Origin of the sequence: Paenibacillus dendritiformis, from assembly GCF_015845845.1 — a bacterium.
Taxonomy (GTDB): domain Bacteria; phylum Bacillota; class Bacilli; order Paenibacillales; family Paenibacillaceae; genus Paenibacillus_B; species Paenibacillus_B dendritiformis_C.
In genome coordinates this window covers 22,223-36,465 of the sequence record NZ_LDIG01000170.1, presented here as the reverse complement: position 1 = coordinate 36,465, position 14,243 = coordinate 22,223, and the positions used below count along the sequence as shown (strand labels likewise).

14 protein-coding genes are annotated in these 14,243 nt (G+C 55.7%); 2 read left to right on the top strand and 12 right to left on the bottom strand.

What is annotated here, in order from left to right; translation table 11 throughout:
* Positions 1-2: 2 nt before the first annotated feature.
* The 9 genes from ABD76_RS17405 to ABD76_RS17365 all read right to left on the bottom strand — a co-directional run bounded on the left by ABD76_RS17405 (position 3) and on the right by ABD76_RS17365 (position 8,825).
* Complete coding sequence (locus tag ABD76_RS17405) at positions 3-944, bottom strand: ABC transporter ATP-binding protein (protein ID WP_197258485.1); 942 nt, start codon at positions 942-944, stop codon at positions 3-5.
* A gap of 126 nt (positions 945-1,070) precedes the next feature.
* On the bottom strand, positions 1,071-2,186 hold the full coding sequence (locus ABD76_RS17400; protein WP_197258484.1) for a sensor histidine kinase: 1,116 nt from the start codon (positions 2,184-2,186) through the stop codon (positions 1,071-1,073).
* A 20-nt stretch (positions 2,187-2,206) separates the two neighbouring features.
* Entirely contained in the window at positions 2,207-2,920 is a 714-nt protein-coding gene (locus ABD76_RS17395) for a response regulator transcription factor (RefSeq protein ID WP_197258483.1), read from the bottom strand.
* A gap of 150 nt (positions 2,921-3,070) precedes the next feature.
* Positions 3,071-4,372 (bottom strand): pyrimidine-nucleoside phosphorylase, encoded by a 1,302-nt coding sequence (locus ABD76_RS17390; protein ID WP_197258482.1) that lies wholly within the window; start codon positions 4,370-4,372, stop codon positions 3,071-3,073.
* A 77-nt stretch (positions 4,373-4,449) separates the two neighbouring features.
* A complete protein-coding gene (gene deoD / locus ABD76_RS17385) occupies positions 4,450-5,157 on the bottom strand; it encodes a purine-nucleoside phosphorylase (protein ID WP_197258481.1) in 708 nt (235 codons plus the stop codon).
* Positions 5,158-5,236: 79 nt separating this feature from the next.
* On the bottom strand, positions 5,237-6,427 hold the full coding sequence (locus tag ABD76_RS17380; RefSeq protein WP_197258480.1) for a NupC/NupG family nucleoside CNT transporter: 1,191 nt from the start codon (positions 6,425-6,427) through the stop codon (positions 5,237-5,239).
* 80 nt (positions 6,428-6,507) lie between these two features.
* Complete coding sequence (locus ABD76_RS17375) at positions 6,508-6,909, bottom strand: cytidine deaminase (protein WP_197258479.1); 402 nt, start codon at positions 6,907-6,909, stop codon at positions 6,508-6,510.
* A 56-nt stretch (positions 6,910-6,965) separates the two neighbouring features.
* Positions 6,966-7,631 (bottom strand): deoxyribose-phosphate aldolase, encoded by a 666-nt coding sequence (gene deoC / locus ABD76_RS17370; protein WP_197258478.1) that lies wholly within the window; start codon positions 7,629-7,631, stop codon positions 6,966-6,968.
* Between the two features lie 258 nt (positions 7,632-7,889).
* Positions 7,890-8,825, bottom strand: a complete 936-nt coding sequence (locus ABD76_RS17365; RefSeq protein WP_197258507.1) for a sugar-binding transcriptional regulator — start codon at positions 8,823-8,825, stop codon at positions 7,890-7,892.
* Between the two features lie 384 nt (positions 8,826-9,209).
* Here ABD76_RS17365 and ABD76_RS17360 point away from each other — a divergent pair, with 384 nt between their 5' ends.
* On the top strand, positions 9,210-9,938 hold the full coding sequence (locus ABD76_RS17360; protein WP_197258477.1) for a 3-ketoacyl-ACP reductase: 729 nt from the start codon (positions 9,210-9,212) through the stop codon (positions 9,936-9,938).
* A 637-nt stretch (positions 9,939-10,575) separates the two neighbouring features.
* Here ABD76_RS17360 and ABD76_RS17355 read toward each other — a convergent pair.
* Positions 10,576-11,625, bottom strand: a complete 1,050-nt coding sequence (locus ABD76_RS17355) for an alcohol dehydrogenase catalytic domain-containing protein (RefSeq protein WP_197258476.1) — start codon at positions 11,623-11,625, stop codon at positions 10,576-10,578.
* A 242-nt stretch (positions 11,626-11,867) separates the two neighbouring features.
* Between ABD76_RS17355 and ABD76_RS17350 the strand changes: the two genes are divergently transcribed.
* On the top strand, positions 11,868-12,896 hold the full coding sequence (locus ABD76_RS17350; protein ID WP_197258475.1) for a LacI family DNA-binding transcriptional regulator: 1,029 nt from the start codon (positions 11,868-11,870) through the stop codon (positions 12,894-12,896).
* A gap of 56 nt (positions 12,897-12,952) precedes the next feature.
* Here the strand turns inward: ABD76_RS17350 and ABD76_RS17345 are convergent, their stop codons facing one another.
* Positions 12,953-13,516, bottom strand: a complete 564-nt coding sequence (locus ABD76_RS17345) for a PepSY domain-containing protein (protein ID WP_197258474.1) — start codon at positions 13,514-13,516, stop codon at positions 12,953-12,955.
* Positions 13,517-13,628: 112 nt separating this feature from the next.
* Positions 13,629-14,180: a PepSY domain-containing protein gene (locus ABD76_RS17340; protein ID WP_197258473.1), complete on the bottom strand. Its 552-nt coding sequence runs from the start codon at positions 14,178-14,180 to the stop codon at positions 13,629-13,631.
* Positions 14,181-14,243 lie beyond the last annotated feature (63 nt).

The following is a 14,243-nucleotide window of genomic DNA, read 5'->3' as shown; positions in this document are numbered from 1 at the left end:
CTTCAGTCCCGCAAATTCCGGCCGGTTAAGGTCAGGAACACCGTCTCCAGATTCGGCGCTTGCTCTTCGACCGATCGGATTTCCACCTGATCCTTGATCAACTGCTGGATAATCCGGTTCAGATTGTTGATTTCCGCTTTGGAAATAATTTTGAGCATCTGCTCCTCAAGCCGAACCGAGGTGACGCCCTGGATCTGTCGGATCGCATCCACTTCAAGCGCGGGGTCCGAAGACTTGATGCCGATCCAGATTTCCTTCGATTCGGTAATTGTCGCGGTCAATTGCTCCTTCGTGCCTTCCGCGATTATTTTGCCGTGATCGACGATCGCAATGCGGGTGCAGATTTCTTCGACTTCTTCCATGTAATGGCTTGTATAGATGATGGTGCAGCCCATCTCGTTCAGCTTGCGCACCGAGCCCAATATATAATTGCGGGAATGCGGGTCGATCCCGACCGTCGGTTCATCCATAATGATCAGCTTCGGCCGATGAGCGATGGCGCAGGCAATGTTCAGCCGGCGCTTCATGCCGCCCGAGAAGTTTTTGGGGAAGCTGGCATGCTTGTCGCCCAAGCCTACGAAGTCCAGCGCTTCTTCGGTGCGCTTCTTCAGCAGTTCCCCCCTCAGGCCGTACAGGCCGGCAAAAAAATGCACATTCTCATAGGCCGTCATATCCTCGTAAATCGCGAGGTCCTGCGGCACGATGCCGATGTTCATTTTGGCGAAACGGTTATGCTTCGCGATGTTTTTGCCGAGCAGGCTGATCTCCCCCTTGGTGCTCCGCAGCAGGGACGCGATCATATTGATCGTCGTGCTCTTGCCCGCGCCGTTGGCGCCCAGGAAGCCAAAGATTTCCCCTTCGCGCACGTTCAGCGATATATTGTCGACGGCGATGAAATCACCGAATTTTTTGGTTAAATTGCGGATTTCCAGTACGTTGCTCATCCGTTTCGCTCCCTCCATGGTTCTGTCCGTATTGTAATAAAAAAGGATGCGCTTATGTCAGTGCATAAGTTCATCCTCTGTTCATGAGAATATTCACTTGTTTCGGCATGAGAATGTTCACTGGCCTCATCGGCCTCCGCAAGGCAGAAGGGTCGTTACGGTAAAGCCATTCGTCCCGTCGACGATAACCGTGCCTCCTGTGGAAGCGGCCCGCTCCTCCATGCCTACCATCCCAAGTCCTTTCACGACCTTCTCCGCCCCGACGCCGTTGTCCGAGACGACCGCCTTGATGAATTTGTTCAGCACCCGAACTTCAATATGGATGGCGGTGGCCTGCGCATACTTGAGCGCATTCGTGACCGCCTCGGTCGCATTCTGCTGAATGATCTTCCATTGCAGCGGCGTGATGGCGTCGATATCCCCGTCATAAGCCAGCGTCGCGGCCACGCCTTCCCGGGCCGCCAACTCGTCGACGAACAGGCGGAGCCGGTTGATCCCCATCTCCTCGGGCCGCGGCTTCATGTCCTTGAGCGTCAAGCGGATGCGCTCCAGCCCCTCCTTGGAGATCGCGACGGCATTGCCCAGCAGCTCGGACGCCTTGTCCCGGTCGGCGGCCAGCAGCCGCCGGGCCGCCTCCATCTGAATCAGCGCCCCCGCCATGGCATGGCCGACGTCGTCATGAATCTGCTGGGAGAGCCGGTTCCGCTCCTCCAGCTTGATCGTATATTCGGACTGGCGGATATATTCATTGTTCTCGCTCAAGGTGCGGGCCAGCCGCTGCAGCTCTCCCCGCATCTTTTCCCGCTCGCTCTCCAGCCTGGCCAGCCTGACGCTGAGCCCGCTAGCGCAGGCATACAGCAAATAGCTGAGCAGGGCGCTGAGCAAGTACAGCGGAATCAGATCGGGAGGCATGAAGAGCAGCGGCGGCAGCATGCACACGAAGGCGAGCCGCCTCCGATCCGAGCAGGAAGAGACGAATTCGTACACATTGATCGGAAGCAGCAGCAGGAATAACGGATCCAGCCGGATCGCGCATACGATGACGAATGCGGCGGAGCAGGCGATAAGGGTCTGCTTGAGCCGGATGTTTTTGAAAATGGGAACCGTGATATTCACGGCGAGATACAGCAAGTAGGAGAGAATATGCCACGGGCTCGCCGCGGAAGCGAAATTCATCAGAAATGAGGCCAGCACAAGATAGCCGAGCACCACCGCTTTATTGCCGATCGTCCATAGTTCCATAGGCGATAATCTCCTAACTCCTATTCATCCGACGTTCTCGCTTCACCCGTCAAATAATAGATCGCAATCTGCGTGCGATGCTCAAGTCCCGTTTTATTCAAGATCGAGGTGATGTAGTTGGCGACGGTTCCTTCGGAGATGAACAGCTTCCTGGCGATTTCTTTGTTGGACAAGCCGCGGGCGATATGGTCCATCACGCCCAGCTCCCGTTCCGTGAACGGGCTGCGGTCGATTTTGCATCCGCCCGGATCGGCCGCTGGCGGCGATGTTGTCCCTCCCGAATCGGGCATGGCCGCGTGCGGGGAAGAAGAATGATCTGCGGCAAGGTTGGCCTTGATCTTGTCCAGCACGACATCCTGCAAGACGTGATGGTCGTTGCAGACACTCTTGATGGCGTCGCGAATCCGTTCGGGATCATTGTTCTTGAGCAGATATCCGCGCGCTCCCGCCCGGATGGCTTCCAGCACGAACTCATCGTCGTCGAACGTCGTCAGAATGAGCGGCTTGACCTTGGTCTGCTCCGTCAACAGGCGGGCCGCCTCGACGCCGTTCATATTCGGCATCCGCACATCCAGCAGCGCGACGTCCACGTCGTGGCCCTTGCAAAATGCGACCGCCTCGGCCCCGTCCTCGACCGTGCCGGCCACTTCAAATTCCTCAAAGCTGGATAATATGATTTTCATGCCTTCCCGTATAAACGAATTGTCGTCTGCGATCAGCACTTTGATAGTCAACTTCGGTCCGCCTCCTGTCGCGCGATCTTCATTTCTGTAGTATGACCGATAATCCCGCCGCTGCGCAAGTTTTTTTCAAGCGTCTATACGCCCCCTATACGCCCGACAGCCCCCGTCTTAGAGCAAGACGAGGGCTGCACGATGATTGGTTTATTCGGTTACAATATCATGCACGAGCACCGGCGCTTCGGCATGGTCGCCAATGCGGATGTTCGCGTAAATCTTCTCGATCACATCGTCAACGTTTTCGCGATTGGCATGTATCGTGACCAGGGACTCGCCTGCCTGAACCCGGTCGCCGATCTTCTTGTTCAGCATCAGGCCGACCGCAAGATCGATCTCGGAATCCTTCGTCGCGCGTCCCGCGCCGAGCAGCATGGCCGCCGTTCCAATCTCGTCCGCGACGATCTCGGCGACGACGCCGTCCTGACGTGCCGGGACTTCGATCAGGAAGGACGCTTGCGGAAGCAGACTCGGATCGTCCGCCACGGCTGGATTGCCGCCCTGATTCGCGATGAATTCCTTGAACTTATCCAAGGCCTTGCCGTTGCGGATAACTTCCTTCAATTGCTCCTCCGCTTCTTCCAACGATGCGGCCTTGCCCGCAAGATAGACCATCTGCCGCCCGAGCGCCAGGCACAGCTCCTCCAGATCGGCCGGCCCGCGCCCGCGCAGCGTATCGATCGCTTCCTGCACTTCCAGGGAGTTGCCGATCGCGCGCCCAAGCGGCTGGCTCATGTCCGAAATGACGGCCATCGTCTTGCGGCCGACGTTGTTGCCGATGCTGACCATCGCGTGTGCCAGCTTCTTCGCATCCTCGGCCGTCTTCATGAAGGCGCCCGCCCCTGTCTTCACGTCAAGCACGATCGCATCGGAGCCTGCCGCGATCTTCTTGCTCATAATCGAGCTCGCGATGAGCGGAATCGAGTTCACCGTGCCGGTGACATCGCGCAGCGCATACAGCTTCTTGTCCGCCGGCGTCAGATTGCCCGTCTGTCCGATGACGGCAATCTTATGCGTATTGACCAGATTCACGAACTCGTCCGTGCTAATCTCGACATGGAAGCCTTCGATCGATTCCAGCTTGTCGATCGTGCCGCCCGTATGGCCGAGCCCGCGCCCCGACATCTTCGCCACCGGAATATCCAATGCGGCGACGAGCGGCGCCAGCACGAGCGTCGTCGTATCCCCGACGCCCCCGGTCGAATGCTTATCCACCTTGATGCCTTCAATGGCCGACAAATCGATCGTGTCCCCGGAGTTCACCATCGCCATCGTCAGATCGGCCCGTTCCCGCTCCGACATATCCTGAAAATAAATGGCCATCGCCCAGGCGCTCACCTGATAATCGGGAATGTCTCCCTTCGTATATCCTTCGATGACGAAGTTGATCTCCTCCGTCGTCAGCTCCTTGCCATCCCGCTTCTTCGCAATCAAATCCACCATTCTCATCGTTGATGCTCCTCCCTGTCTCTCGTTGATTGATGCGCTGCCCCGTCTGAGGCGGCTGTGAGCCAAAACCCGAACCGCTAGATTGAGATTGCCGTCTCCAGCGCGACCTCCATCATGTCATGGAAGGTTGTCTGGCGCTCGGCGGCGGTCGTTTCTTCCCCGGTCAGCAAATGATCGCTTACCGTCAATATCGTTAACGCCTTGACGCCGTATTTCGCGGCAAGCGTGTACAGCGCCGTCGTTTCCATTTCGACTCCGAGCACGCCGTAATCCATCAGCTTCTTCACGACGGATTTGTCGCTGCGATAGAACATATCCGAGCTGAACACGTTGCCGACATGCAGCTTCAATCCCTTGGCCATGCCCCGTTCATAGGCCGCTTGCAGCAAGGGAAAGCTGGCAATCGGCGAATAATCGTACCCGCTGAATTCGTGGCGGTTCATGCTCGAATCGGTGCAGGATGCCTGGGCAAGAATGACGTCGCGCACATGAACATGCTCCTGCATCGCGCCGCAGGTGCCGACCCGGATTAAATGTTTGACGCCGTAATCCGCAATCAGTTCATTGACATAGATGCTCGTCGTCGGAATGCCCATGCCCGTGCCTTGAACCGACACCCGCTTCCCGCGATAGGTGCCGGTGAAGCCCAGCATGCCCCGCACCTCGTTATAGCATACGATGTCCTCCATATACGTCTCCGCAATATGCTTCGCTCTTAGCGGATCGCCCGGAAGCAGTATCGTCTCTGCAATCTCGCCTTGCTTCGCTCCAATGTGAACGCTCATCCCGTTCCTCCTCCGTTAGCCTGCGATCCCGTTCCGCATCGGAACTACGGCATCGCGGTTCTGTTTTTTCTGCGAATCCTTACAGGAACAGACCGGCAATCGTCGCCGACAGCACGCTGACCAGCGTGGCGCCGTACAGCAAGCGCAGGCCGAAGCGGGCGACCGTGTTCCCCTGCTTCTCATGCAGCCCCTTCACGGCCCCGGAAATAATGCCGATGGACGAAAAGTTCGCGAACGAGACCAGGAAAACGGATACGATGCCAATCGTCCGTGAAGACATTGCGCCATCCTTCGTCATGGCGGACAAATCCAGCATCGCCACGAATTCATTCGCTACCATTTTCGTCGCCATGATGCTGCCCGCATCGACCGCTTCCGCCCAAGGCACGCCCATAAGGAAGGCGATCGGCGCGAAAATATAACCCAAAATCTGCTGGAACGTAATGCCGAACAAGGTCCCGAACAGGCCGTTAATCAATGCAATCAAAGCGACGAAGCCGATCAGCATCGCGGCGACGGTAATCGCCACCCTGAATCCGTCCATAATGTATTCGCCCAGCATCTCGAAGAAGGATTGCTTATGCTCGTCCTGAACCTCGAGAATATCCTCTTCCTTCGACACGGTATACGGATTCAGTATCGAGGCGATAATGAAGCCGCCGAACAGGTTCAGCACGAGTGCCGTGACGACATATTTCGGCTCGATCATCGTCATGTAGGCCCCGACGATGGACATGGAGACCGTCGACATGGCGGAAGCGCACAGCGTATATAGACGGCGCTCCGGCAGCATCCCGATTTGCTTCTTGACCGAAATAAACACTTCCGATTGCCCCAGTATGGCGGAAGCAACCGCATTATACGATTCCAGCTTGCCCATGCCGTTCACCTTGCTGAGCAGCAGGCCGATATATTTGATAATGAACGGTAATATCTTCGTATATTGCAAAATGCCAATCAGCGCGGAAATAAACACAATCGGCAGCAGAACCATCAGGAAAAATTGCGTGCCCTGCCCTTCGTTCACGATTCCGCCGAACACAAAGTTAACGCCTTCCGCCGCATAGGCCAGCAGCGCTTCGAACACGGAGGCAAATCCTCGAATCAGCGTCTCGCCCACCGTCGTGTTCAACAATACGAAAGCCAGGACGATCTGCAGCACAATCATTTGCGCCAGCGGCCGATAGCGGATGCGGCCCCGGTCCTTGCTCGCCAGGTAGGTCAGTCCGAATACGGCCAGCAATCCGACGATAGCAATCACATATTTCATCTCAAGTTCCTCCCAAGCTCAAGCATGCAAAACAAATTCGGATTCCTGTTACCGCTTACAAAAGGCTCAGGACAGGAAAGCTATTTGCTGTCCTGAGCCATGTCTTCTGCGGAAAAAGCGCCCGGAAGCAAACGGGATATCGTCCACTCCTCGGTATGGCCATGAAGATTCGATAAAAAGATTCTCGTGCCGCTGTCGCAAAATTCAGCCAGCACCTGACGGCACGCGCCGCATGGGGCAACCGGACCCTCGGTATCCGCGACGACGGCGATGGCTTCGATCTTTTTCTCGCCCTCGGACACCGCCTTGAACACGGCGGTTCGCTCCGCGCAGTTCGTTAAGCCATAGGATGCATTTTCCACGTTGCAACCGCGAAAGATTTTTCCCCCGGCGAGCACGGCGGCCCCGACCTGAAACCGGGAATACGGCGCATAAGCCTGCTTGCGCGCTTCCAGTGCCTCTTGAATCAATTGCTCCTTCATGATCTGCTCCTCCTTATCGGCGCTTCTCCGCCAACGTTTGCTTTCTTCCACAGCATTTAGTATGAAGATGACGACTCCATGCCATTCATAATGCTTACTCCGGAACTCGCTCCGATTCGCGTAGCTCCCGCTTCAATCATAGTGTTGACATCTTCCAGGCTGCGTACTCCGCCGGAGGCTTTCACGCCCGCTCGCTCTCCGACCGTACGGCGCATGAGCGCCACGTCTTCCCGCGTAGCTCCGCCTGTAGAGAAGCCCGTCGATGTCTTCACGAAGTCCGCGCCGGCCTTTACCGCCAGCTCGCAAGCGCGAATCTTCTCCTCCTCCGTAAGCAGGCATGTCTCGATAATGACCTTGACAAGCGCTTTCCCGGCAGCGGCTTCCACGACCGCCGCGATGTCGCGCTCCACATCGTCATCGTTCCCTGCCTTCAGCTGGCCGACGTTGATGACCATATCGATCTCAGTCGCTCCGTTCGCAATCGCGTCCGCCGTCTCGTAGGCTTTGACGGCCGTCGTCGAAGCGCCAAGCGGGAAACCGATGACCGTGCACACCTTGACCGGGGTGCCGGCAAGCTGCTCAGCGCAGTACGCCACCCATGCGGGATTGACGCATACCGAGGCAAACTGGTACCGTTTCGCTTCTTCTGTCAGCTTCGTAATCTCGTCCTTCACTGCGTCAGCCCGCAGCAGCGTGTGGTCGATCATTTGCGCAATGCTCATGCTGTACACCCCTTGAACAAATTTGTCATCATAATATTTATAGATTAACCATATTGATTCACAGGTATCATAACACGCGCCTGAACCGATGTAAACATTTCATAGAAATTATGTTCATTGCAAATTCGTGAACTTGCATGCCGGCTAGTTATATTTTGTCATATTTTGGCCTTAAGCATACAAAAAAGCCCCTCGGAAAAGGCGGAGGGACTTGTCCTCCACTTATTCCAAGGGGGATTGCTCTTGTCATATTATGCATTATTGCAGCAGCGCTTGCGCCGTGAATTGATCCGTCACGATAATATTGGCGTAATTGCCGACAAGCGCGGCCCGAATCGCTTCGACCTTATGCTGGCCTCCGGCGATGAGAATCGCTTTCTCCTTTTTCCGAAGATCCGGCAAATCGATTCCGACGGTCCGGTTATTAATATCATCGCTGCATATATTCCCGTCCTTGTCGAAGAAGCGCGAGCAGATGTCGCCGACGCCGGTGCGCTGCAGCAGGTTCTTCTCTTCCTTGCTCAAATATCCCAGCTGGAACAGCAGGGCGTCATCATTCACGGTGCCCACGGTAAAGACCGCGATATTCGCTTGCTTCCCCAATTGAATAATCCGGTGGATATGCCGATCTTCCTCCACCATCTGCTTCAGGGCAACGCTGTCGAATATAACGGGCAGCGGCAAATATCTGGCAATCGTCTGGAACGCCGCCGCGAATAAATTGACCGTCTCCGCCGCATACGTATTGACATGGGAGTAGCTGATGCCGCCTTTTAATTGAACAACTTCGACGCCCCGCACCTGCTTCTCCTGCAGCCGAACCGCCACGGCGTACATCGTTCTCCCCCAGGTTACCCCGATAATGTCGGTATCCTGAACCGTCTCCACTAAATAGTCTGCCGCTTTTTGGCTAATATTTTTCTGAATTTCGTGGTATTCATTCACGGGGGAATAACATACGAGCGCCGTATCCAGTTCATACTTCTGCTTGACGCGCTCTCCCAATTCATCCAGATCCTCGAGGGGATCGACGATGTTGATGCGAACATAGCCTTGATCTTTGGCATACTGCAGCAGCCTCGATACCGTCGGACGGGAGACGCCGAGCATGGAAGCGATCTCGACCTGACTATAATCTGACATGTAGTACATTCTTGCGGCTTCGATACTAAGCCGACGTTTATCCTGATCCATCATGACAACCCGCTTCTTGTGGTATTAGTCTCTTCATCCTGGCTTCTTGCCTGCAAAAATACACGGTAGTGCAGTTAGCAATATACTACCATACAAATTCGAACATTTAAACGAACCCTTGCCTTCAGTGGCCAGAACCGACTATTGCCCCCTGCCGCGCCGTGTTATGCCGTGCCGCTGCTAAGATGCTTTAGGATGAACGATGGATATGATCTTGTCCGCTGGTTCACCTATAATAAAGAGAGCACGCTCTGTGAACCTGCTCATCCTGAGACGGAGGACCCTACATACGCGGCGCTCCGCGGGATCTGCGGGATCGGAGTTATTTGGCATGTACCATGCGCTATCGGCGCACTTGATGAACCCAAAAAGGAGAGTTGTACGATGGAACTGAACAATCTCGCGAACAAGACGGCCCTGATTACCGGGGCAGGAAAAGGAATCGGCAAAGCATTAGCCGTCGCGCTTGCCAAGGAAGGCACGCATCTCGGGCTGATAGCCCGCACGCAGTCTGATCTGGAGGCGCTTAAGGCCGAGCTGGCCGGGCAATACGATGTCAAGGTTGCGATCGCGGCGGCCGATGTCGGCGTGCAAGCCGAAGCGGAGCAAGCGATAGCTTCCATCCAGGAGCAGCTCGGCGCGATTCATATCGTCATCAACAACGCCGGCATCGCTTCCTTCGGCACGCTGGTCGACATGCCGGTGGAGGAATGGGAGCGCATCATTCAGGTGAACCTGATGGGCACCTATTATGTCACGCGCGCCGTGCTGCCGGGCCTCATCGCCCAGAACGAAGGCAGCATCATCAATATTTCTTCGACGGCGGGCGAGCGCGGCTTCGCGACCGGCTCCGCCTACAACGCGTCGAAGTTCGCGGTCATGGGCTTGACCGAGGCGTTGATGCAGGAGGTGCGCAAGCATAACATTCGCGTCACGGCGCTTACGCCAAGCACCGTCAATACCGAACTGGCCGTCAACGCCGGTCTCAAAATCGGCGACGAGGACCGGATGATGCAGCCGGAGGATGTCGCCGAGCTCGCGCTCGCCGCCCTGAAGCTGCCGCAGCGCGTCTTCGTCAAGACCGCCGGCATCTGGACGACGAATCCGCAGTAGGCCTGTCGGCATCTGAACGATGCCGTCCACCCTTATGAAGGGGCTGTCTCATAAGCAGTTTGGGCTGCTGCAGTGAGACACCCCCTTCTTCCCACAGCTCGACGGGCCGAAAAGCTGTAAAAACGCAGTTTTCCCTTACGGCGTTTACTCCGTTACAGGGATTGCTGCAAAACTGCATCAATTTCAGCCTTTGCAGCAGGTGGAGGGCAAAAATCAGCGGAAATGCTGCACTTTTGCAGGAATTTCGTCAGATCGCGGCTGAAATAACGTAAATTCCTGCATTAACGCAGGATTCACTGCCTGATCCATATCCATCTTCTGCCGCTTTTCCCGCCCCCGACTTTCCGTCTCTATATTCTCTGTTGTCCGTCTTAGCCCACATCCTTTTGCTCGGCCGTAACCGACTGCATCAAAACGCGGCACGGCCAACGTGACTCTCGCGGCACGGCTACGTGACACTTGAATGAAAGTAAGGGAAGAAGAAGCGATTGCGAGGTATGCCATTCGCGCTTCGGCCGCCAGCCCGCTCCTGCCTTGCAGCCGCGCTGCTTTTCGCCTGCATAGTTCATGCTCGGCGACAGCAAAAAACCGGATCCCCGCTCACGCAGAGATCCGGCCTATATCCGCTCTATATTAATTATTCCGCTTTGACCAAAATTTTGACCTGGTTTTTCTCGGCCAGGAGGGTGTCGAAGCCCTCGGTCACGACCTCGTCAAGCTTGATGCGCTTCGTCACGAGCTTGTCGGCAGGGAAATAGCCTTTTTCCATCAAGCTGATGACGGCCGGGAATACATCGCGGTAACCGATAATTCCCTTCATCGTCCGCTCCTTCATGACGATATCGTTCGGCATGATTGGAGCCTCGCGCTCGAAGATGCTCACTATCATCACTTCGCCGCCGAGGCAAGTGGAGTGAATCGCGTTCGTCAATACAGCGGGAACGCCGGTCACCTCATAAGCGACGTCTACGCCGCCATTGGTCCGTTCGTGAAGTTCTTTGACGACATCGACCTTGGATGGATCGAGCCCGATAGCGCCCAATTCCTCGGCTTTCTTGCGGCGCTGCTCGGACAGCTCCACGGCATAGATTTCCGCCGCTCCGGATGCTTTCAACGCCTCAATGACGAGCAAGCCGATTGGCCCGGTTCCGAACACGGCGGCCCGATCGCCGACCTTCAGCTTGCTCTGGCGGACGGCATGCAGGGCCACCGCCGACGGCTCCACCAGCGCGCCTTGCTCATAGGACACGCTGTCCGGAATCTTGTGCACCATATACTCTTCCGCCGCCACGTACTCGGAGAAGCCTCCGCCTCCTCCGGCAAGGCCAAGGAAGCCCATCGTGCTGCACAGATTGTATTTCCCTTGTCTGCAGGCTTCGCATTCGCCGCAAGCGTAGATCGGCTCGACGACGACGCGGTCCCCCGCCTTCACCTTGGTCACGCCTTCCCCGACTTCGACGACCTGTCCCGAGAATTCATGGCCCATAACGATAGGCGCTTTCTCTCCCGTAATGGGATGAGGAGCGCCTTCCGGAATGAAGATTGGTCCTGCTGTATATTCATGCAAGTCGCTGCCGCAAATGCCGCACCATTCGACTTTAATTTTCACTTTGCCTTTGAGAGTCTTCGGTTCCTCGATGTTCTCCAGGCGCAAATCCTTCACGCCATGCCATCTCAAAGCTTTCACTGCGATCATCTCCCTGGACGTGTAGATAATGAGTGGTTCAATAGGTTGCTAATGTGGAAAATCAATAATCATTCCGGAAACGTTTCCGATATTAAATATGTCACATTGTCACGCTAATGTCAAATCTGCTCCTTGTTTTTGTGAAAAAACAATGAAGAATCAGGATTCTATGGTATGATGTTCTTGATTTGTTCACATGATGAAGATGGAAGGATTTCCGGAAAAGGCAGGAGGATGGAGGAATGGGTCGCAGCAAAGTAACGATAGAGGACGTAGCCGCAAAAGCGGGGGTCGGGATCGCGACCGTATCGCGAGCGATCAACGATGCGGAAGGCATCAGCGCGAAGACGAAAGCAAAGGTGATGGCGGCCGTAGAGGAGCTTGGATTCATTCCCAATACCTCTGCCCAGAGCTTGAAGGTCCGCCAGACGAAGCAAATCGCGCTCGCCGTGCCGGATATCCGGAATGCGTTCGTCCCGGAAATCGCCTATGCGGTCGAGCAGGCGGCCAAGCATTATGATTATCGCGTCGTTCAAATCAATACGCTGGGCAACGCCCGGGCGGAGCTGGAAATCTTGAAGGAAGCCAAAAAGCTGCATGTCGATGGCCTGATTCTGCTGCCGCTCGCCTATCCGAAAACATTGAAGGACTGGATCAACAAATCCGGACTCCCGATTGCGATTATTAACTACGGCAAAAAATTGGACTCGGATATCAAAGCCGATATCGTGAGCATGTCCGCTCAGGAGGGCCGGCTTGCGATGGAGCATCTCATCAGCATCGGCCGCACGCGAATCGCGTATGCGGGCGCGCCCAAGGACATTATCGAGGAGCGGTTTTTCGCTTATGAGGACGCCCTGCATCAAGTCGATATCTCGCTCGTCTATTTCGGCGACGATTTCTCGCTCCAGACCGGGATGAAGGCCGCGGATTACTTCGCCGGACTGGCGAATATGCCCGACGCCGTGTATGCGGGCAACGACATGATCGCGATCGGGCTGCTCAACCGGTTCAAAGAGTTAGGCGTCCGCGTGCCTGAAGACATCGCCATCGTCGGGATCGATAATATCTTTTGGGGGACGATTACGACCCCGAAGCTGAGCTCCGTCTCGATTATGGGCGCCGAAGCGGCAAGAGTGGCCGCGGAACTGCTGCTGAACCGGATTATCGAGCAGAAGCAGGGCGTGTACGAGCGGGTTCAATTCGAGCCGCGCCTTATCGTGAGGGAGTCGAGCGTACCGATGACCCGAACTACCCGGCAGTTGGATTGATACAGGTTCGGCCATAAAAAAGAGGGGAGCCCGTCCCCTCTGCCGCCTATGCCGCCTTAATCATTGTCCCACTCATCATCATCGTCGGCGTCATCTACATCTTTTTCCACAATTTTGCCCGTATACTTGTCAATTTTGTATTCGATATCGCGATTTCCGCTTCGAATTTCGATTTCGTAGACGTGTTTGTCGGAATCGGCCTCAATCACCTTGCCCGGCGTATCTTGAAGCGCGATGGCGATCGCTTGCTTCTTCGAAATGCTTGCTGTGCGCTCCTTCGCTTGGCCTTGGCGGCGCTCACGCTGACGATCGTCGGCGTCATCGTCATCATCCCGTTCGACCTTGAGCACCTTGCCGGACACGGCATCCAATGTCACTTCGTTATCGTCACGGCCGTCTGCCGTCACGATTTCGACCTCAAATACCGTACGGCCGTTCTCTTTTTTCAACTCGACGCTTCGGATGTCGCCATTGATTTCACGAAGAGCAATCTCCTCGGCCTGCTTCGAAGTCAGGATTTGGTTCCCGTGCGTCAAGCTCTTCACGGAGCCGTTCGCCGTGCCTGCGGCCCCTCCAAGCAATAATAAACCTGCCACGCTGGCGATAAATGCGCGTTTCATATCCTATTGCCTCCTTCATAAGGTGTTATCCTTACTATAGACAACGAAAATGAGGATACGGGGATAGAAAAATGAGAATTTGCTGAGAAGCAGCCGGCCTTCCCAATCGGCCTCAGTCATCCCAGGTGACCGATTTGACCTCCCCGGTTATCGCGTTGATCTGTACCGTTCCATCCTCGCCGTCTTCCCGATCGATTTCGACCAGGTAATAGGCGACCCCGCCCGACTGGATCAGGTCGATGTCATCGACTTTCCCGTCCACCGTCTTGAGCGCGATAGCGGCCGCTTCGTCCTTCGTGATCCGTTTTTGGGGCTTCGGCTTCGGCTCCGGCTTCGATGACGCGGGCGGCTTCTGCTGATCCGGCTCCACGACGGGCGGTTTGGCTTCCGGCTCTGGTGCGGCTTTTGTCCTGGTCATCCCGCCGATTTTCCCTTTATCCTTGTCAATACTGACTTCATACGTTCCCGTATCCAGCTCCATCGTCACCCGGTAGCCTTGCGGAAGCTCGCTGACCTCCACCACTTTGCCCTTGTACATCTCCTTTACTTTGCTGGCCGCCTCGGCCGCGGACAAAGGCTCGGCAAAGATAATCAGGCGAACAAGCTGCCAGACCACAATGGCGAAGAACGCAATGACGGCTGCGCCCAGCCATGCTTTTTTCATATTTGCGCCTCCCTATTTCCAGACTCCCTCACCTGCTTTGCTACAGTATACATGAGCAACATG